The sequence below is a fragment of the Bradyrhizobium sp. 930_D9_N1_4 genome, assembly GCF_052076015.1.
Lineage (GTDB): Bacteria > Pseudomonadota > Alphaproteobacteria > Rhizobiales > Xanthobacteraceae > Bradyrhizobium.
Genome location: NZ_CP197236.1, coordinates 2,785,687 through 2,806,036 on the forward strand (window position 1 = coordinate 2,785,687; position 20,350 = coordinate 2,806,036).

The following is a 20,350-nucleotide window of genomic DNA, read 5'->3' on the forward strand; positions in this document are numbered from 1 at the left end:
CGGCTGATCGTCCCGGCGCTCGCGGCGCGCCGGGACGGTCACGGACTTTTCTGCACTTTCTCACATATCGGTTGGTTCATGGACATCGCGACCCACGTCTTTTCGGCGCTCTATCAATTCGGCGACGCCTTCGCGTTTCTGGTGCTATCGGCCTGCGGGCTCGCGGTGATCTTCGGCATGATGGGCGTGATCAATCTCGCCCATGGCGAGTTCATCATGTGCGGTGCCTATGTCACCGCGGCGACCGTGCATGCCGGCCTGCCGTTGCCGCTGGGCATTCTGGCAGGCACGATCGTGTCGGCGCTGGTCGGCGTCCTGGTGGAGCTCGCGGTCATCCGCCATCTCTATGACCGGCCGCTCGACACCATCGTCGCCACCTGGGGCCTTAGCCTGATCGCCACGCAGGGCACGCTGATCATGGTCGGCTCGACCATGGCGGGCGTCGGCACGCCGTTCGGCAGCTTTCAGGTCGGTGACTACTCCTATTCGATCTATCGCATCGTGCTGTTCTGTTCGGCGCTCGGCGTGCTCGCCGCGCTCTATGCGCTGTTCAACTGGACGCGCTTCGGCGTGCTGGCGCGTGCCACCATCCAGGTGCCGCATATGGCGGCCGCGCTCGGTGTCGATACGCGCCTGATCTACAGCCTCACCTTCGCGTGCGGCGCGGGGCTCGCCGGGCTTGCCGGCGGGCTGTACGCGCCGACCATGACGCTGGTGCCGACCATGGGCGCGACCTTCATCATGGAGGCCTTTGTTACCGTGGTGATCGGCGGCGCCGACGTCTTCCTCGGCACGGCGCCGGCGGGTGCGGTGCTTGCGGTGGTGAAATCGGTGATGACGTCGTGGCAGGGGCAGCTGTTCGGCCAGATCGGCCTGCTGGTCGCCGTCATCATCGTGGTCCGGGTTCTGCCGAAAGGCATCTCCGGCTTCGTGCTGCGTGAGCGGACTTGACGGAGTGATGGCGTCGTGACCGGTTTCCTCTCGCTGTTTCGCCGCCTCGAAGGCCCGCAGACCGTCGGTCGCGGCCGGACCTTCTGGGGCCTGTTTGCAATCGTGCTCGCGGTCGCGATCGCGTACCCGCTGTTCAGCGACGGCTACACCGTCGGCAACACGGTCTACTTCTTCGTCTGGGTCTTCATCGCGCTCAGCCTGTGCGTGATCTGGGGCTATGGCGGCTCGCTGTCGTTCGGGCAGACCGCGTTCTTCGGGATCGCGGGCTATGGCTACGGCGTTCTCACCATCAATTTCGGCTCGGCCTACGGCTTCACGCTGGTGGCGCTGGTGATTGCGGTGGCGATCGCCGCCCTGTTCGCGGTCCTGCTCGGCTATTTCATGTTCTTCGGCCGCATCGCCGGCGTCTTCCTCGGCATCGTCACGCTTGCCGTGACCCTGATGCTGGAACGCTTCATGGCGCAGACGGCGGGACCGGAATGGCACATCGGCAGCGCGCGGCTCAACGGCTTCAACGGCATGAGCGCGATGCCGCCGCTGACCATTCCGTGGCCGGGCGAGCCGATCGTGCTGTTCGCCGATGTCGGGCTCTACTATTTCGTGCTCGGCCTTCTGGTTGTCGTCTATCTGGCCTTGCGCATCCTGATGAACTCGTCGTTCGGCAACGTCATCGTCGCGATCCGCGAAAATCCGGAAAGGGCGGAGATGCTGGGCTACGACATCCGCAAGTATCAGCTCATCACCTTCGTCATCGGTGCCGCGCTCGCGGGGCTCTCCGGCGTGCTCTACACGGTGTGGGGGCAGTACATCACGCCGTCGAGCATGGGCATGACGGCGGCGGCCCTGCCGCTGATCTGGGTCGCGGTCGGCGGCCGCAGCGACCTGACCTCGACCGTGATCGGCACGCTGGTGGTGCTCGCCGCGTTCCAGGCGCTGACGATCTACGGCAGCCAGTATGCGCTCATCTTCATGGGCGTGTTGCTCGTGCTCACGGTCCTGATCGCGCCGAACGGCCTCGTGCTCGGCGTCATGAACTGGCTCGGCCGCCTCGCGGCCCGCTTCACGCAGAGGGCCGGCTGATGTCGCTGCTCGAACTGCGCGAGCTGAACAAGCATTTTGGCGGCCTGCACGTCACCAACGCCGTGAACCTCACGCTCCAGCCCGGCGAGATCCATTGCTTGATCGGCCCGAACGGTGCCGGCAAGAGCACATTGTTTCGCCTGATCCTGGGTGAGCATCATCCCGGCAGCGGCGACATCCTCTTCGCCGGCGAGAACATCACGGCGCTGAAGTCCTTTGCGCGGATTCACCGCGGCCTGTCGGTCAAGTTCCAGGTGCCCGGCGTTTTCAAGGGCCTGTCCGTGCGCCAGAACCTCGAGATCGCCTTGCAAAGCCGGCATCGCGGCGCCGAGCTCGAAGCCGAGATCGGCCGGCTGCTCGGCTTCCTTGGCCTGGAGGCCGAGCAGGCGCAGACTGCGGGAAATCTCAGCCACGGCCAGAAGCAATGGCTGGAGATCGGCATGGCGATCAGCCTGAAGCCGCGCCTGCTGCTGCTGGACGAGCCGACCGCGGGCATGTCTCCGGAGGAAACCCACATGACCGGCGAGATGGTGCAGCGGCTCAATGCCGACGGCATGACCGTGCTCGCGATCGAGCACGACATGGCGTTCGTGCGCCAGGTCGCCCAGCGCGTCACCGTGCTGCATCTCGGCCAAGTGTTTGCGCAGGGCTCGATCGACCAGATCGTGGCGGACGAGCGGGTGGCGGCGATCTATCTGGGGCAAGCCCATGCTTGATATCGCACGCAAGGAAGTCATCCTCTCGACGCTGGGCTTGCGGGCCGGCTATGGCGGCAAGCCGGTGCTTCAAGGTCTCGAGATCGAGGTGCGGGAAGGCGAGATCGTCGCCGTGATCGGGCGCAACGGCGTCGGCAAATCGACGCTGATGAAGAGTCTGATCGGGCTCGTGCCGGCGATGAGCGGTTCGATCGTATATCGCGGCGAAGCGGTGGATGCCCTGCCGGCGCACAAGCGGGCGCGCCTCGGCATGGGTTATGTGCCGCAGGGGCGCGACGTGTTTCCGCGCTTGACCGTCGGCGAGAACGTGGCGGTCGGCGCGGCAATCAAGGGCGGCGGCATTCCCGCAGCGGGGCGGCGCAGGATCGTCGAGGCCTTTCCGATCCTTGAAGAGCGCTGGCATCAGCGCGCCGGCACGTTGTCCGGTGGCCAGCAGCAGCAGCTCGCGATCGGACGCGTGCTGATCGCCGATCCCCATCTGATCCTGCTCGATGAGCCCTCGGAAGGCATCCAGCCCAACATCGTCCAGGACATCGCTCGCAACATGGTCGAGCTCAACCGCAGGACCGGCGTGAGCATTATCCTGGTCGAGCAGAATCTCGACATGATCCGCGCCATGGCGCAGCGCTGCTACGTCATGGACAAGGGGCGCATCGTTGCAAGTCTCGACCGTTCCGCGCTCGACGACGAAGCGGAGATGCGCCGCCATCTGGCAGTCTAGAAAAAACGACGCCCAACCAAGGAGAACAGTAAATGGCCTGGCAAAACGATTCCATCATGGCACGCAAAGGCGTCGCCAAGGGCGAGCGTGGCAAGCAGTACACGATCACGGAGGCCGAGCAGGGCAAGTACCATTATGTCTACGGTCCTTACGTGGGACCGGTGCTGACGGTCGATCCCGGCGCTGTCGTCGCCGCCGAGACGCATGATGCGTTCGAAGGCGCGATCAAGCACGAGACCGACAGCCCGTCGAAGATCCTCAACTTCCCGTTCCTCAATCCGCAGAACGGCCCGATCCACGTCAACGGCGCGGAGAAGGGCGACGTGCTTGCGGTCTATATCGAGAGCATCGTGCCGCGCGGCCCGCAGCCGTGCGGTACCACCGTGGTCATGCCTGACTTTGGCGGCCTGGTCTCGACCGGCCAGACCGCGCTACTCAATCCGGCACTGCCGGAGCGCGTCAAGAAGCTCGTGATCGACCCCAAGACCGGCACGAAGTGGAACGACAAGATCACGCTCCCCTATGAGCCCTTCATCGGCACCATCGGCACCTCGCCGGAGATCGAGGCGATTTCTTCGCTCGTCCCCGATTATTATGGCGGCAACATGGACCTGCCGGATGTCGGCGTCGGCGCAGTCGTCTACCTGCCCGTCAACACCAAGGGTGGGCTGCTCTATCTCGGTGATTGCCATGCCGCGCAGGGTGACGGCGAGCTCTGTGGCGTCGCCATCGAGCACCCGACCGTGACCACGGTGCAGATCGACCTCATCAAGAACTGGACCATCGCCTGGCCGCGGCTCGAGACCAAGGACTTCATCATGACCATCGGCTCGGCGCGGCCGATGGAGGATGCGGCCCGCATCGCCTATCGCGAGCTGTGCCGCTGGATGGCGGCGGATTACGGCTTCGAGGAGATCGACGCCTACATGTTGCTGACCCAGGCTGGCCGTGTCCGCCTCGGCAACATGGTCGATCCCAAATACACGCTCGGCGCCTCCATCAAGAAATCCTATCTCGTCTGAGGCCAGCAGGATCATGTCCACCAAGCACAAGGTCGCCGCCGTCCAGTTCGAGCCTGCCATGTTCGAGAAGGAGCGCAACATCGCGCGGCTGCTCGAACTTTGCGAGCAGGCGGCGGTGGCCGGTGCAAGGCTGATCGTCACGCCGGAAATGGGAACGACGGGCTATTGCTGGTTCGACCGCGCCGAGGTCGCGCCTTTCGTCGAGACGATCCCGGGGCCGACCACGAACCGCTTTGCGGCACTGGCGGCTGCGCACGATTGCTACATCGTGGTCGGCATGCCGGAGGTCGATGAGGACGGCATCTATTTCAACTCGGCTGTCCTGATCGGGCCCGACGGTATCGTCGGCCGCCACCGCAAGACGCATCCCTACATCTCCGAGCCGAAATGGGCGGCGGCAGGCGATCTGCACAATCAGGTGTTCGAGACACCGATCGGGCGGATCGCGCTGCTGATCTGCATGGACATCCATTTCGTCGAAACCGCGCGGTTGATGGCGCTGGGCGGCGCGGATGTCATCTGCCACATCTCGAACTGGCTGGCCGAGCGCACGCCGGCGCCATACTGGATCAGCCGCGCCTTCGAGAACGGTTGCTATGTCATCGAGAGCAATCGCTGGGGGCTGGAGCGCACGGTGCAGTTCAGCGGCGGCAGCTGCGTGATCGCGCCGGACGGGCAGGTGACGGCCGTGCTCGACAAGGGCGATGGCGTGCTCATGTCCGAGATCGATCTCGATGCCGCGCGCGCGCGCCGCGTGCTCGGCGAGACCGTGTTCGCGCAGCGGCGGCCGGAGCTCTATCCGGAACTGCTCACCGACACCTTCAGCTGGAATCCGCGCGACTTTTTCAGCCTCTATGGCCACGCGCCATGGCCGGTCGGAAAGACATCGCGGATCAGCGTCGCGCAATTTGCGCCCGGCAATCAGGTCAGTCAAAATCTCGGAGAGATCGCCGCACTCGCCGGCAAGGCCAAGGCCGAAGGCGCTGAGCTCGTCGTCTTTCCGGAGCTTGCGCTGACGGGACTTGCGGATCCCGCGACATCCGCGCAACCGATACCGGGTGCCGCGACGGACAGCCTTGCCATGCTGGCAAGGGAGCTCGATCTCCACCTGGTCTGTGGCCTCGCCGAGCGCGACGGCGATCTGGTCTACAACAGCGCCTGCCTCGTCGCACCCGACGGAACCATCTCGGTCTATCGCAAGACGCATTTGACGGCCGACGAGCGCGGCTGGGCCACGGCCGGGGACGCATGGACTGTCGTCGACACGCCGATCGGTCGCATCGGGCTGTTGATCGGTCACGATGCGTCGTTTCCGGAGGCAGGTCGCGTTTTGGCGCTGCGGGGCTGCGATCTCATCGTCTGTCCCGCCGCGATCAAGCAGCGCTTCAGTTCGTCGCATGCCGGCACGGAGATCGGGCAACCGACGCCGATTCCGACTGGCCCGGATCCGCATCACTGGCATCATTTCCGCGTTCGTGCGGGCGAAAACAATCTGTTCTTCGCCTTCGCCAATGTGGTCGATCCCGAGCGCGGTTATTCCGGGCTGAGCGGCGTGTTCGGGCCTGATACGTTCGAGTTCCCGCGCCGGGAGGCGATCGCGGCCGGCGGCCCGGGCCTTGCGACCGCGCTGGTCGACACCACCAATCTCGACAGCGTCTATCCGACCAACGTCGTGCGGCGTAAGGATCTGGTGTCGATGCGCATGCCGCACAGCTATCGTGGATTGGTCAGGGCGGCGGCCAACAATTACTGAACCAGGAAAGGAGACCGGCCATGGATTTGGGGCTCAAGGGCGCAAAAGTTCTCGTCACGGGAAGCACCAAGGGAATCGGTCGCGCGATCGCCGAGACGTTTGCGACTGAAGGCGCCGATGTCGGCGTCTGCTCGCGCAACCTGGCCGAGGTCGAGAGCACGGTCACGGCACTCAAGGCCAAGGGCGTTGCGGCCTATGGCGGTGCAGTCGACGTCGCCGATGCGGCCGTGTTGAAAGCCTGGGTCGGCGACATGGCGGCGAAGCTCGGCGGCATCGACGTCGTCGTCGCCAATGTCAGCGCACTTGCGATCGGGCAGGACGACGAGAGCTGGGAGAAGGAGTTTGCGACCGACATGATGGGCACGGTCCGGCTGGTGAACGCGGCCATGCCCTATCTGGAGAAGAGCTCTGCCGGCGCGATCGTCACCATAGCGAGCGTCTCGGGGCGCGAGGTCGATTTCGCGGCCGGCCCCTACGGCACGTTCAAGGCGGCGATCATCCACTACACGCAGGGGCTGGCCAACCAGCTCGCGGCGAAAAACATCCGCGCCAACTCGGTGTCGCCGGGCAACACCTATTTCGACGGCGGGGTCTGGAACATGATCAAGGACAACAATCCCGAACTCTACAAGACCGCGTTGGCGCTCAATCCGACCGGGCGAATGGGTACTCCGCAGGAAATGGCCAATGCCGCCGTCTTCCTCGCCAGTCGCGCCGCGAGCTTCATCACCGGGACGAACCTTGTCGTCGACGGGGCCCTGACGCGCGGGGTGCAGTTCTAGGTCGTCAGGCCGCTACGACACCGTGGTGCCATCGGTCGCTGCGGTGGTTGCCCGCTGCGAGGTGCTTCCGGCCGGCCGGGCAAATCGCAGGTAGAGTGTCAGCGCCAGCAGCGAGGTGGCGGCCATGACGTCCGCCATCGAGAGCGCGGTTCGTCCATCGAACAGCAGCGCGACCACGCCGCTGGCGATGGCGCCTGACGTCAATTGAACGGTGCCGGCCACCGCGCTGACGGCACCGGCGATGTCGGGCAATGGCTGCATCGTTGCATTCATGAGGTTCGGCATGCTGAGCCCGAAAGCCAGCGCCACCACCATCAGGAGCGCGGCGACGAGGGCGGGCGGGCTCCAGCCGGCCAGGGTCGTCACGAGCATCGCACTTGAGGCGGCGAACAGGAGCACCAGTCCCACCGTCAGCACCTCCGTAGGCGCGACGCCGCGCCTGCCGAGCTGGCCGTCGAGGAATGCGCCGCACATCACAGCCGCTGAGCAGGCGCTGAAGATCAAGCCGTACTGCTTCGGTTGCAAGCCGGCGACGCTGATGAAATAGAGCGAAGAGCCCGTGACATAAGCGAACACCGCGGAGCCGGCGACGGCGCCGACCAGGATGAACGCCATCGACACCGGGTGCGTGACGATGCGCAGATAGTCCTTGACGACGCTCGATGACGCAATACGGCTGGCAGCTTCGAGCTTGGCACTCTCGGCCAATCCCCACAGCACCGTCGGTATCAGTATGAGTGCGGCCAGGGCCTGGACCGCGTAGATCAATCGCCAGTCGCCGATCGCGAGCAGTGCGGCACCGGCGCTCGGCGCAATCACCGTCACGACATTGATGGCGATCATGACACTGCCGATCTTGGCGCGCCCGGACTCTTCGTCGAACAGGTCGCGGATGATCGCAAAGGTCGTCGCCGTGCTGGCCGCGCCCACGCCCTGGACCGCGCGGCAGATCAGCAGCATCGGCAATGAGTTTGCCATCGCGCAGGCAATGCTCGCGATCACGAACAGCGCCAGGCCAAACAGGATGACGGGCTTACGGCCGATCCGGTCGGAGACCGGTCCGTAGACGAGGGGAGCGACCGCTAGGCTCAGCATGAAAGCGCTCATCGTGAGCCCGACATGCGAGGGGCTTGCGCCCAGCGCGGCGCCGGTCGCCGCCAGTGCGGGAAGGTTGATGTCGATGCCGGAGTAGGGCACGGCCGCGAGGAACCCAAGCAGAACCGTAAAGGCGACGGATGCAGGCTGGACCTTCATGGCGGAGCCATTCATTGCAATTGAGGTTGGGAAGGAGGGGAAGGGACGGTCCCCTCCTTCCCGAGGCGGGGTCGGATCGCGTCAGCTCAGGTCAGATCGTTCATCAGCTCACCTGGCGATGCGCCGACCTCCGGCCCGTCTCCGTCGCGCCGGTTTGCCGCGACCCGTCCTCGCCGACCAGGCGCTTGATGATCCGGAGGACCGCCGACCGGGTGCCGATGCTGGCGAACTCGTCGGCCATTCGCGAGGCGCGCATGCGGTAGGCCGGACGATCCAGCACGGTGCGCACCGCTTCGCGCAGCGCTTCGGGCGTCGGCTCGTTGGTCGCCAGATTGACGCCGACGCCGGACCACGCCACCCGCGCATTGACGTCGGCCTTGTCCTCCGTCATGCCCGCCGTGACCAGCGGAATGCCGAAGCTCATCGCCTGGTTGACGCTGCCATAACCGCCATTGGTGACGAGCACGTCGACGCGCGGCAGCAGCCATTCGAACGGAAGATAGCTGGCGATCCGCGCATTGGACGGGATCGGGCCGGGCACCGCGTCAACCGGGCGACCGCCGGCCGTCGCGACCACCAGCACGTCGGTCTCGTTGGCGAGCGCCTTGAGCGTCGGTTCGACCAGCAGACCGAAATTGTGATTGGCCACGGTGCCTTGCGTCACCAGCACCACCTTGCGCGAACCGTCGAGCTCGTCCGCCCATGGCGGCAGCGGGACCTGGTCACGAATGATCGGCGGCGTGCCGACGAAATGGACCGTAGACGGAAACCGCCGCGGAAATTCGAAGCTCGGCACCGAGAGCTGCAGATAGGCATCGGCCAATTCGATGACGGAATGGAAGAGCGGGATCGTCACGGGCCGGACGCCGAACGACTTCAGCACCTTGTTCAGGCTGCGTAGCACGGGCTGGTCGACATTCGCGTCGTACTCGTCCGCGATGACGGCGTATTGCTGGCGTTGCTCCTCCGTGGCCGCCGGCGGCAGGCCGACGAAGTTCGGCGCGCCGTCGTCGCGCGCCCAATGCAGGAACGACGTCCCGCACAGTACGACCGGCGGCCGTGCCTCGCGCGGGCCGAGCAGCATCGGCAGGATGCCGAAGATCATGTCGTCACCGACAACGATGTCGGCCTGGAAGTGCTCGAGCGCTTCGTGCAGTCCCTGGTTCTGCGCCGGGATGGCATCGACGAAAATGCGTTCGCAGGCCACGCGCAGCCATTCCGGTCCTGGCGCGATGGTCTTCAGCTCCGGGACCACCGAGAGAATATCCCGGAGGTCGAAATCCGCGCCCTTGGGAAGCGGGAAAAATCGCGCGCCGCTGGCCTCGACGCGGCCGCGAAACACCGTCCCTGTCAGGAAGGCGATCTCATGGCCGTCGGCAATGAGGATGTTGGCGATTGCCAGCATCGGATTGAGATGGCCGGTCGCGGGCGTCGAAGCGAAGAGAACTTTCATGGAGTCGATCCTCTGTTGTCGATCGGCGGTCTGATGCCGGCCGATGAGCAGAGGAGAAATGTCGGAACGGCGTTACGGGAGAACTTCGTCGCGGCTGCGAAACGGTTACGGCGGCAATGCATCGTGGCTTTGTCGAGACGCCGCCAGCTCGGCTCTCGCGCAATGTTACAATTGTAGTCCCCGCTTGATACGTTTTGGGAATCGGGAAATTCATGCAAGCGGGACTCACGATCCGATAGGCGTGCGATCTGAAAAGCCTGTGTCGAGCCTTTGAGGCGTCACTTCCTCTAAAGTAGTAAGTTGACAGGATCACAAGTCATCACGTCTAGGAGAGTCCGCGGAATACGACGGGAAAATGACCCAGTTTGCGGCTACACCCCGCGAACGTGTTTGTTCGTCGCTGGTACATATCAAGATGCGTCGTCGGCAAGAGGTCGTTCGTTTTGGACGGCCGGTATCGCCGCCGGCGGATATAGTGCCTGATTTTCCGCTTCAGCCGGAGCAAGCAGTTCATTGCCTGTCCAAATCACGACATTGCGCGGCAAGCTCGATTGGCTTGGGGCAAGTTTGAGAGATCAAATATGTTGGCAGACGTCGGCCATATCATCGTCGTCGATGACGACTCCACCCTACGGCAGATGGTGATCAAATATCTGGAAGAACACAACGTACCGAGCAAGGCCGCATCCAATCGGGCCGAACTGCATCGACATCTGGAAGGAGCGCAGCCCAGCCTGATCATTCTCGATCTGCGCCTCGGTCAGGACGATGGGCTCGATATGCTCAGGGAGATCCGGGCGCAGTCCGATGTGCCCGTCATCATCACGACCGGGCACAGGCCCGATGAAATCGACCGCATCGTCGGTCTCGAGCTCGGCGCCGACGACTACATCATCAAGCCCTTCAGCCTGAGGGAGCTCCTGGCGCGCGTTCGCGCCGTGCTGCGGCGTCAGGAGATGGGACGCGCCGCGCGTGCGCGTGATCCCGAACGCGGCGGCTACCGCTTCAACGGCTGGAAACTCGAACGCCGCGGCCGCAGGCTGCTCGACGCAAACAATGCGCAGGTCCCCTTGAGCAAGGGTGAATATGCGCTGTTGCTGGCCTTTCTCGAGGCACCGCAACGCCCGCTGACCCGCGAGCATCTGCTTCAGGCGACCCGCGTGCATGAAGACATCTTCGACCGGAGCATCGATGTTCAGGTGCTGCGGCTGCGGCGCAAGCTGGAGACCGATCCGAGCGCGCCGCGCATCATCCAGACCGAGCGCGGCGTTGGTTACGTCTTCACGCTTCCGGTAGAACCGTTCTAGAGGCACCTGCGATGGTGAAAAATTGGCGGCGCCAAGCTGCGGTTGTAACCCTTTCCGGTGCGACGGTGATGGTCACGTAACAGGGGAGCTTCAGGATCACTCCTGCAAACATGGTGCAGGAGAATCTTGCGATGCTGGAACAGCAGCTCCCTTCAAACGTGAACCCGATGGTCCGGCCGTCCTTTGCGCGGATCGCCGGTATCGCGCGCGGTCTCGATTCGTCGACCGATCGCGGCGGCACACGTGCCCCTGCCGCGTTTCCGGAGAGACCGGCGTATACGGTGTTGCCGGTGACCGACATGGATCAGCCGGCCACCGGCTGGTGGTGGACGGCGCTCGCGTTCTTCACGGAGGGCTTTGCGCTCTATGGCGCATCGATGTATCCGAACGCGGTCTTCTCTCTCGATGAAGCCTCGCTCCCTGCAAATGCGCACCAGGCGAGCCTTGCAGACAGCCGGCAGCCTGCGATGGCGCACGGGCAGCGAGGCGCTCGAAGCCTGGACGGCTCGAACGTCATCGCACCCGGTCTCGCTGCGTGGACAGGCCAACCCGCGCGTGACGGCGGAGACTGGCTGGCCGGTTTCGGTGAGAAAGTCGGAGCGTTTTGGACGCATTGGCGGAGAGAACAGGAGATCAGAAAGGCCGTCAGGGCCCTTGCCGAATACGACGACCGGACTTTGCGCGATCTCGGCATCCAGGGCCGGGCGGATATCGAGCGGATGGTGAGGTACTGCCGTGATTGCTGACACCATCTTCTTTGCAATCGCCGGATTCGACTTCTATCACGCCGTCGCCCGCATCCTCATCTCGCGCGGCCTCGGGGCCGGACGGATCGCGTATGGCTGGACGAGACGATCGATCGATGCGGCGGTGAGACGCCGCCGCATCGATCAAGAAGACTTGAAGGTCCCGGGCGATTTAGGCCGGGGCGATATATTGCTGAAATGTGCGATGACGCCTAGCTGATGAGCAGTGTCCGGATTTGCGCTGACCCGTTACTTGCGTAGATTGTTGCGTCGACGACCTTTCGTCGCGATCAGTGTTTTGGTGCTGAGCGGCCTTCAGCCCTCCGAGGCGCCGCCGCAATTGGCGCCCCCGGTCTCGTCAGCCTCGAGCGGTATCGACGAGCCGATCACGCCCATGCCGCCCGCGCCCGCGCTTGATCCGCGAAAGGTCAAGCTTGGCGAGCGGCTGTTCGGCGACACCCGCCTGTCGCGCGACAATGCGAGAAGCTGCACCTCGTGCCACGACATCCGCACGAACGGCGCCAGTACGAAGCGGCGCGACGTCGACCTGAACGGCGCGGAGCTGCCGCTCAACACGCTGACCGTCTTCAACGCGACACATAATTTTCGTTTCAGCTGGGAAGGAAAATATCGCAACGTGAACGCAGACGTCACGGCGTCGCTCATCAATCCGAGGATCATGGGCAGCGATCTGGACACGATCGCGCAGAAGCTCAACCGCGATCCCGCCATGCGCGGTGGCTTCTTCGCCGCCTATGGCCGCGGCGCGGATGCCGAGAATGTCGTCGACGCCATTGTCAATTTTGAAAAGACGCTGGTGACGCCGGGCAGCAGGTTCGACCGCTGGCTCGCGGGAGAGGCCAAAGCGCTGAGCCCCGAGGAATTGGAAGGATATCGCCAGTTCAAATCCCTGGGCTGCGTCTCGTGCCATCAGGGCGTGAATATCGGCGGAAATCTGTTTCAGCGTCACGGCATATTTCATCCTCTCGCCTCGCCGGATCCGGCCATTCTGCGTGTGCCGAGCCTGCGCAATGTCGCGGCGACCCCTCCTTATTTTCATGACGGCAGCGCGCCGACACTCGACGACGCGGTGCGCAAGATGGGGCAGGCACAATTGAACACGACGCTGACCGATCCTCAGGTGAAGGCCATCGTTGCCTTCCTCCACAGCCTGACCGGACAGTATCGAGGATCTCAAGTCGGAGGTGAGCCATGAAGATCGCCCCCGCGACGGTCGGCGTGGCATTCCTGCTCGCGCTGTTGACCTGGCTCGCGCTGAACGGACTGAATCTGAATTCGGACCGCTACGATCGTCAAACGCAGGCGCTGTCGGACTTCACCCGCTACGAGCGCGGCATGAGTCGCGAGGTGTTGACGTCACGCGCCGGCCTGTCACGGAACTACGACGCTCTCGTCGCGATGGTGGACGCCTACGATGCGGCGCTGGAACGGCTTCGCGAGGCCGCCGGCACGGACCGGGAGCAGATTGCCGCGATCCAGGTGCTGGCCACGCGTGCCGCCCGTCAGGAGGAACTGGTCGAACAGTTCAAGAGCAAGAACGCGCTGCTGCGCAACTCTTTCACCTATTTCAGCCTGTTCAGTGCTCGTCTGTCTTCCTCGGACGACCGGCCGCTGGTGGCTGACGTCTCGGCGCTGGCGGCCGCCATGCTGCAGCTGACGCTCGATACGTCGGATACGACGGCCGGCGAGTTGCAGTCCCGGCTCGACAATCTCGCGCGGCTCCAGATCACGTCGGAGGACAATGACCTGCTGCATGCGGCCGTTGCCCACGGCCAGCTGCTGCATGATCTGCTGCCTGACGTCGATGTCATTCTGAAGGCGCTGGTCGCCGAGGCCAGCAACCGCGAGCAGGATGCAGTCCATGCGCTGATCGTCAAGCGCCAGCTCGCCGCCCGCGTGGCGGCGCGCAAGAACCGCCTGCTGCAATATCTGACGTCGCTGCTGTTGCTCGGTGCTCTCGTGTATTTCGGCCTGCTGCTGCGCGCGCGGGCCAAGGCGCTGCGCCGCCGCGCCGCCTTCGAGCATGTGATTGCCAATATCTCGATGCGCTTCATCGAGTCGCATCGCGACGGCCTTCGCGGCCATGTCGAGAGCGCGCTCGCGGAGCTTGCCGGCTTTATCGGCGCCGACAGGGCGTATTTCGCGTGGTCCGCAGCCCCGGCGGACAACGTCTACCGGTGGGCCCGCGAAGGCGTACGCTTTGACCAGACCTGGCCGAACCGGGCGCTCGATCTGGCTCAACGGTTCGACGATGGCGAGGATGCCATCGTCTACATTCCCAAGGTCCGGCCGTCGCATCCCGAGGATCTGGCGCACCTGCTGGACGAAGCCGGTGTTCGCGGCTGGCTGTGCATCAAGGCTCTGTCCGGACATGGACGCGCGGCGATTCTCGGCTTCGACGCGGTCGAGGCCAATGCGTTGAGCAAATGGGCCGAGTTTGCGCTGTTCCGGACGGCGTTCGATGCGATCCGCAATGCCGTGGGACGCGTGGTTCTCGAACAGGAAAAGGAGAGGCTGCAGGCGAGCCTGCAACAGGCGCGGAGGATGGAGACGATCGGCACGTTCGCCAGTGGTATCGCCCACAACTTCAACAATATCGTCGGCGCGATCCTCGGCTATGTCGAGATCGCTGATACCGGGTTGAAGTCGGGGAGCCGGTCGGCGACGAGTCTCGCGGAGATTCGTCGTGCCGGCGAGCGGGCGCGTGAGCTCGTCGGTCAGATCTTGACCTTCGGCCGCCGCAGCCAGGGCGCGCAGGAACGCATCTGCATCAGGACGCTCATCGAGGAAACCAAGGCGCTGCTCGCCGCATCCTTGCCCTCGCATGTGAAGCTCATGGTCAGCCAGCGTGCCGAAACCATCACTGTGTCCGGCGAGCCGGCGCAATTGCAGCAGGTCATTCTCAATCTCTGCAACAACGCCGCGCAGGCGATGGAAGATCCCGGCTTCATCGATCTCCAGATCACCGAACGGGACGTCATCCATCCATTGTCGATCGGACGAACCGAGCTGCGGCGCGGCCGCTTCGCCGTCATCTCGGTCTCCGACCCGGGACCGGGCATGGACGACGCAACGCTGGAGCAGGTCTTCGAACCGTTCTTCACGACGCGCTCGGAAGGCAATGGTCTCGGGCTCGCGACGGTGCGGGAGATCGTCGAGCAGCATGGCGGCGCCGTAACGGTTCGCAGCAAGCCTGGTGCCGGAACACGGTTCGACATCTGGCTGCCGTGCGGATTGGCCGACGAGCCGATCTCGGTGGACCACGCGCCGTCGCTCGCGCTTCGCGGCACGGGGGAAACCGTTTTGGTGTTGGAGGCGGATCGCAAGCGACTGTTGCGTTACGAGGAAATCCTCGCTGCCCTCGGTTACGAACCGGTCGGATTCTCGGTGCTGGCTGAAGCCGAGGCCGCCTGCCGTGCCGCACGAACGCGCTTCGACGTGGCGCTGGTGTGTCACGTGCCGGGAGGCTCGTCGCTCGATCTCGCGTATTTGCTGCACGATGCTGCGCCGTGTCTGCCGATCATTCTGGCAAGTCCCTCGGTGCATCAGTTCGCCGCGCCCTTGCTCGCGACGGCGGGCGTGACCGAGCTCGTCCATCATCCGCTGTTGTCGGCCGAACTCGCCGCGGCACTGTCGCGGTGTCTTGCGGTGGTGGCGGCCGGGAAACGGATCAAGCGGATTGCAGCCGCAGGGTAGGGACATTGCCGAATAGGTCTCGCCCGTTTCACCGGTAACGCAATATCGCGTGCGCGAAGCCGTCGTGTAGTTCGTCCGTTCTATCCATTGCGTCGGGTTGCTCGCCCAAGGGCGACCCAAACTGAGCGCGATAGGAGAAGGATGATGCTCAACCGATCTGGTCTAGCCGTCGTCGCTGCCGTGATTCTGTGCTGCGCCCTCCCAAACGGAACCATGGCGGGCACTGGTGGCCGCAGGACCGCTTCCACCATCGACATCGCATCGGCCGAACGGTCTCTGGCACCTATCGGTCACCGGCAGCCGCGTCAAATCGACTTGTCGCCGACTGCGCCAACGTCGCCGGTCGATTTTGAGCTACGGCGCATGGATGCGGAGGTCGACAAGAAACTGATCATCTGCCGCGGCTGCTGATCTGTTTGGACCGTCGCCGGCAAACAGCCGGCGACGGTTCAGCAGGCGGTCGATGGACTGGTCCGTGAAGGCAAAATGGGAGATGCAAACTGACTGGCGAACGCGCGGGTCTTGGGTTGAACGCGCGATCCGTCAATCACTTCAAGCCGGCCGTAGCGGTTCAGCGTGTGCAATTTCCTGCCGGGCCACGCCGGTCCGGGCTTGAGTCGGTGGCGGATGGTCTGTTTGAACGTCGTCGGCGACAGCTCGACGATCTCCGCCAGTGCGAGCGCAGCGCCATATCCATCGGCGCAATCCTGCACCGGTCGCCACAATTTGCCGTCGAGGGTGACGAAATTCCCCGCCGGTCGTGTGGTCGCCCGATCGATCAGGACCGGATTGCTGGCATGGGGCAGCCAGGGGCCGAGCAGGTGCTCGGAATAATAGATCGCCAGCGAATCCGAATAGCCGCCGGTGCCGTCGCGCCAGGCGCCGAACAGATAGTTCAACCCGTTGTGCTGCGTGATCGTGGCATCGGCGATTTCAAGGCCCGATAGCAGCGTCGCATGCCTTTCCCATCTGTCCGGAAAGCGCACGCATTTGTAGAGCGCGACGTCGCCGTTCAGCGAGCTCTCCGGGATCATCCAGAGCTCGCTGTCGTGCTCAATCAGGAAGGGATAGGAGAGATGCCAGGGCTCCTCCAGCACCGGCACGACATCGCCGACCGGCCCGGTGTCACCGAACTCGATCGCCGAGATGATGCCCTTTCCGACGCGGTGGTCGAGGTCTTCGAAGAAGACGAATGTTCGCCCCTGCCAAATGATCGGGAAAGGATCGGCGTAAAAATGGTTTCCGGGATCGCCCAGAATATTCCATTTGGCTCCGGAGAGATCTCCGGTCTGCCAGACACCCGCGCCGTCGTTGAAGCGCCATCCGACGTGCCAATGCGGCGCGTAGCAGCACAGGCGATAGATCTCCTTGGCGATCGATACGGCAAGGCCGCGCATGACATAGGCCGCAGGATGTTTGCCGTTGCCGACAAGGGCAGGGCGCGCCAGCTCCGGCACGAGGCGCGGCCGTTCCGACAGGATGGCCGCCAGCATGGTCAGGGTTCGCGCCATGACCGTTTCGAGCCCACCGCTCAAACCGGCGGCGATTTCCGCCGAGGGATGGCCGCGATCGAGCACCGTGCCGTCGACCTCGTTGACGATCTCGATGACGGGCAGGTCGCCGGCGAGAACGGCGGCGAGCACGGCGTTCTCGCCTTTGGATCCATTGAACAGCGGGCGGAGATACAGCCGTGCAGCATCGTTCGGGTCGCGCGCTGCGCCGGTGAAATCGACGACCACGTCGGCGGTCCCGGTGTGCGTCTGTTCCGGGATGGCGTTCAGCCTGTCGGCGCCGGTTGACTTGCCCTTGTGCAACACCAGGCGCTCCAGGGAGAACAGGGCGTCGAGACCTGCGGGCCGCGGCTCCGCCGTCGCACGCCACGCGATCTGCACCGGGACGTCCCGGTCGTCGATCGACAGCGTCTGACGGTGCATCCACCGTCGCGCATAGTCAGCTTCGCAGCGAAACTCGATGATCATGTCGAGCCAACCTATTCCGGCGCATCGGGTCAGATGAGCTGGCCGAGGATCTTGACGTATTCCTCAACCATCGCATCGACCGAATAGCGCAACCTCAGGCCTCGGGCATTTTGTTGTAGTTCGTCGCTCAGTGCTTGGTCGGTCAGGAGTTGGGAGACGGCCGCCGACAGCTTCGCGTGATCTGAAGCGTCGACAAAGAGCGCCGTGGGCTTGCCCTCGAAGGAGAGCACCTCGCGCAGCACGGGAAGATCCGTGACGACGGAGGGAACGCCGGCATTGGCGGCCTCGACCGCGGCAAGGCCGAAAGTTTCGGCCTGGGTCGGAAATACGAAGATGTCGAGGCAGGCGAGAAAATCCGCGATCTGCCGCGGAGCGATTTCGCCGAGCAGATGCAATCGGTCCGACACCTGCAACTCGCCCGCGAGCTGCCGCAATCGCGCTTCGTCGGCGCCCTGGCCGGCGAGCGCAAGGTGCCAGGACGGCTCATCCGGCAGCAGGCGGATCGCCGCATCGAGCCGCTTGTGCGGATGCAGCCGCGCCGCGCAGCCGAGCAGGATGCGGTCCGCCGGCAGGTTGAATTTCTGTCGCGCGGCGTCCTTCGGCAGGATGAGCGCCTTGTCCTCGAAACCGTGCGGGACGTGGACCATGCGCGACCGGTAGGCCTGCGGGTAGCGCGAATACTCGCGCTCCATGTCCTTCGAGTTCAGCGTGATGCGGTCGAAGAAGCCGGTGCTGCCCATGAGAATGTCGGCGGTGCGCACGGGCCAGCTCATCGACAGTGCGGATGAAACCTGGTTGGCGACGACAGGCGCGCGGCTGACGAGGCGTGTCACGCCCGCGCCGATCACGTTGCCGAAGTGCTGGAACGTCAGCACGGCGTCAGGCCGTATGGTCCTGATGTGACCGCCGAGCGTCCACAGCATCCGCAGCAGCGCAACCGGATTGCCGGGCCGGCGCGAGGCGCAATAGAACGTCTCGGGCGGCTCTTCGAACGAATCGGACTTGCGGAAGAAGAACAGGTTGGAGACGCGATGACCGCGCGCGGAGAGGCCGGCGCCGAGCAGCCGGGAGATCTCCTGCGCGCCCGCGTTCTCGGCCTGGGTCTGGACGAGAAGCACGTGCAGCTTTCGCTCGCTGCCGTCCAGCGTCGCAAGCGCCGTCTCGCCCAATTCCCTGTTCGGCTGGTAGTGGAGCACGGATCCCGACCCGTTAAAAAGAAACGAATTCTTCACCTTCTTAACCCCGTACCTATCATGCAGGCGCCGGGCAGACACCGACTAGAAACAAACGGAGTTAATGCGCGGCCCGGCGACAACCTCGTTCAAGCAGGAATTCTGCTGGTTCCGGACGGTCGGTGGCGCACGCGTTAACCAATGGGGATTCGCGCAGGGCGCGGATGGACCAAGAGGACAACGCGATGGACGCCTATTCGGCGGGATCGGCGTTGCGAACCGCAAGGCGGCCGCGCTTCCACGCAGAGAGGCGCAGGAGCACGAGAATCGAGGGGTCGACCCCGGTTCGCCGGCGACACAAAATATTGAGCGCGATGGTCGTGAGGGCCAGCGAAATGGTGGCCGCAATCGCCGCGCCGAGCACGCCGAGCCAGGGGATCAGAACAAGGAAGCCGACCAGCCGCAGCGCGACGTTCGCGGCAACGACGGGCACGTAGATGCGCTCGTGGCCGGTGAGCTGGAGGATCGCTGCTGAAGGACCGCCCGCGGCCTGGATGGCCGTTCCGATCGCGAGCACGATCAGCACCGAATGCTGCGCGGTGAAATGCGGCCCGAACAGGTTGAGGAGATAGGGGCCGCCGATCCAGATCAAGGCGAGCCCGGCGACCACGCAAAGCGCGGTCACCTCGGCCATGAGCCGCAACGTCCGCTCGAACTCCTCGTGGTTCTTGCTGAAATACAGCGAGGGAAGCCGGCGCGCGCCGAACGTGTACAGCGCGGCGGACAGCATCGCGAAGATGTTGGCGAGGCGCGAGGCGGCAAAGTAGATGCCGGCCGTCGTCGGATCCATCATCCAGTAAACCAGAATGACGTCGAAATACTGGTTCGCGACTTCGAGGATCGATGCGAGCCAGAAATGCAGCGCGCTCGATCGCCAACGCGATACCTCGGAATTCGCAGCCGTCGCGCGCAGATCCGGCAGTGCCCGCGCAATCGAAATGATCTGTGCGACGAGGCCCACAGACATCGCAATCGTCATCGCAGCGATCAACTCGGCGGGATCGAGCTGCCGGTGGCCGAACAGCATGGCGAGCAGGAACACGACGACGAAAACGCGCCAGAAGAATTCGCGGTTTCCTTCGCCCATGAGAATGCTGACCAGCGAGCGCGCGATCTGGCTGCCGAGCATCAGTCCGGCGCTGACAGCCGTGTAGGCCGACACCGAGAGGATCAGCAGCCACCAGTCGCCCCGCAGATGCGCGACCGCCGCGACCGCGGCGATCGCGATCAGCATCGCGACGGAGGAAATCTTGAGGCTGGAGAGCAGCACACCTTTGGTGAGATCAGGCCGGTCCTCGACCTGATACTCGTTCAGGAACCGCACCAGCAGCGATTCCTGTCCGACCAGTCCGACCACCGCTGCGATCTGGGCGATCGAAAGCCAGGTCGCGAAGATTCCGAATCCATCGGGCGACATCGTTCGTGCCGCCAGCGAGAACACCGCAAACGCCAGCGCGCCGCTGCCAACCTTGAGAAGGATGGTCCCGACCACACCGCGCGTGACGTCACGCCGCAGAAACTGAACAATGGAATCGATCATCAACCGTACGGGGCGTCCCCCGAAGATACGCGTTACAAATGCGGCGCGAGCCTAGCATGCCGGAAAATGGCGAGTGTTAATGCGCGCTCGATTGATC

The 20,350-nt window shown here is 64.2% G+C and carries 17 protein-coding genes; 12 read left to right on the forward strand and 5 right to left on the reverse strand.

What is annotated here, in order from left to right; all coding sequences use genetic code 11:
• The first annotated feature begins 78 nt into the window (after positions 1-78).
• Genes AB7532_RS12765 through AB7532_RS12795 form a run of 7 tightly spaced genes read left to right on the forward strand, consistent with a single transcriptional unit; the run spans position 79 to position 7,025 of the window.
• On the forward strand, positions 79-951 hold the full coding sequence (locus AB7532_RS12765) for an ABC transporter permease subunit (protein ID WP_441235137.1): 873 nt from the start codon (positions 79-81) through the stop codon (positions 949-951).
• 15 nt (positions 952-966) lie between these two features.
• Positions 967-2,031, forward strand: a complete 1,065-nt coding sequence (locus tag AB7532_RS12770) for a branched-chain amino acid ABC transporter permease (RefSeq protein ID WP_441235138.1) — start codon at positions 967-969, stop codon at positions 2,029-2,031.
• Positions 2,031-2,747 carry an ATP-binding cassette domain-containing protein gene (locus AB7532_RS12775; RefSeq protein WP_441235139.1) on the forward strand — a complete coding sequence of 239 codons (717 nt, stop codon included), beginning with the start codon at positions 2,031-2,033 and terminating at the stop codon, positions 2,745-2,747. The genes AB7532_RS12770 and AB7532_RS12775 overlap by 1 nt, the downstream gene beginning before the upstream one ends.
• The gene (locus AB7532_RS12780; RefSeq protein ID WP_441235140.1) at positions 2,740-3,468 is read left to right on the forward strand and encodes an ABC transporter ATP-binding protein; all 729 of its coding nucleotides are present in this window, start codon (positions 2,740-2,742) and stop codon (positions 3,466-3,468) included. The genes AB7532_RS12775 and AB7532_RS12780 overlap by 8 nt, the downstream gene beginning before the upstream one ends.
• A gap of 32 nt (positions 3,469-3,500) precedes the next feature.
• A complete protein-coding gene (locus AB7532_RS12785; RefSeq protein WP_441235141.1) occupies positions 3,501-4,490 on the forward strand; it encodes an acetamidase/formamidase family protein in 990 nt (329 codons plus the stop codon).
• Positions 4,491-4,503: 13 nt separating this feature from the next.
• Positions 4,504-6,243 carry a nitrilase-related carbon-nitrogen hydrolase gene (locus tag AB7532_RS12790; RefSeq protein WP_441235142.1) on the forward strand — a complete coding sequence of 580 codons (1,740 nt, stop codon included), beginning with the start codon at positions 4,504-4,506 and terminating at the stop codon, positions 6,241-6,243.
• A 20-nt stretch (positions 6,244-6,263) separates the two neighbouring features.
• On the forward strand, positions 6,264-7,025 hold the full coding sequence (locus tag AB7532_RS12795; protein ID WP_441235143.1) for an SDR family NAD(P)-dependent oxidoreductase: 762 nt from the start codon (positions 6,264-6,266) through the stop codon (positions 7,023-7,025).
• Positions 7,026-7,037: 12 nt separating this feature from the next.
• Here the strand turns inward: AB7532_RS12795 and AB7532_RS12800 are convergent, their stop codons facing one another.
• A complete protein-coding gene (locus AB7532_RS12800) occupies positions 7,038-8,279 on the reverse strand; it encodes a multidrug effflux MFS transporter (protein ID WP_441235144.1) in 1,242 nt (413 codons plus the stop codon).
• 103 nt (positions 8,280-8,382) lie between these two features.
• Positions 8,383-9,732 carry a glycosyltransferase gene (locus AB7532_RS12805; RefSeq protein ID WP_441235145.1) on the reverse strand — a complete coding sequence of 450 codons (1,350 nt, stop codon included), beginning with the start codon at positions 9,730-9,732 and terminating at the stop codon, positions 8,383-8,385.
• 581 nt (positions 9,733-10,313) lie between these two features.
• Here AB7532_RS12805 and AB7532_RS12810 point away from each other — a divergent pair.
• The 5 genes from AB7532_RS12810 (at position 10,314) to AB7532_RS12830 (ending at position 15,502) form a co-directional block, all read left to right on the forward strand.
• Entirely contained in the window at positions 10,314-11,039 is a 726-nt protein-coding gene (locus AB7532_RS12810; RefSeq protein WP_441235146.1) for a response regulator, read from the forward strand.
• A 131-nt stretch (positions 11,040-11,170) separates the two neighbouring features.
• The gene (locus AB7532_RS12815) at positions 11,171-11,785 is read left to right on the forward strand and encodes a DUF1127 domain-containing protein (protein ID WP_441235147.1); all 615 of its coding nucleotides are present in this window, start codon (positions 11,171-11,173) and stop codon (positions 11,783-11,785) included.
• Complete coding sequence (locus AB7532_RS12820) at positions 11,775-12,005, forward strand: hypothetical protein (RefSeq protein WP_441235148.1); 231 nt, start codon at positions 11,775-11,777, stop codon at positions 12,003-12,005. Before AB7532_RS12815 ends, AB7532_RS12820 begins: the two co-directional genes overlap by 11 nt.
• A 6-nt stretch (positions 12,006-12,011) precedes the next feature.
• Complete coding sequence (locus AB7532_RS12825) at positions 12,012-13,001, forward strand: cytochrome-c peroxidase (protein WP_441235149.1); 990 nt, start codon at positions 12,012-12,014, stop codon at positions 12,999-13,001.
• Positions 12,998-15,502, forward strand: a complete 2,505-nt coding sequence (locus AB7532_RS12830; protein ID WP_441235150.1) for a two-component system VirA-like sensor kinase — start codon at positions 12,998-13,000, stop codon at positions 15,500-15,502. Before AB7532_RS12825 ends, AB7532_RS12830 begins: the two co-directional genes overlap by 4 nt.
• Positions 15,503-15,951: 449 nt before the next feature.
• Here the strand turns inward: AB7532_RS12830 and AB7532_RS12835 are convergent, their stop codons facing one another.
• From AB7532_RS12835 to AB7532_RS12845, 3 genes are all read right to left on the reverse strand, one after another.
• Complete coding sequence (locus tag AB7532_RS12835) at positions 15,952-17,481, reverse strand: glucosamine inositolphosphorylceramide transferase family protein (protein WP_441235151.1); 1,530 nt, start codon at positions 17,479-17,481, stop codon at positions 15,952-15,954.
• Between the two features lie 29 nt (positions 17,482-17,510).
• Complete coding sequence (locus tag AB7532_RS12840; protein WP_441235152.1) at positions 17,511-18,677, reverse strand: glycosyltransferase family 4 protein; 1,167 nt, start codon at positions 18,675-18,677, stop codon at positions 17,511-17,513.
• Between the two features lie 229 nt (positions 18,678-18,906).
• The gene (locus AB7532_RS12845; protein ID WP_441235153.1) at positions 18,907-20,253 is read right to left on the reverse strand and encodes a lipopolysaccharide biosynthesis protein; all 1,347 of its coding nucleotides are present in this window, start codon (positions 20,251-20,253) and stop codon (positions 18,907-18,909) included.
• Between the last annotated feature and the right edge of the window lie 97 nt (positions 20,254-20,350).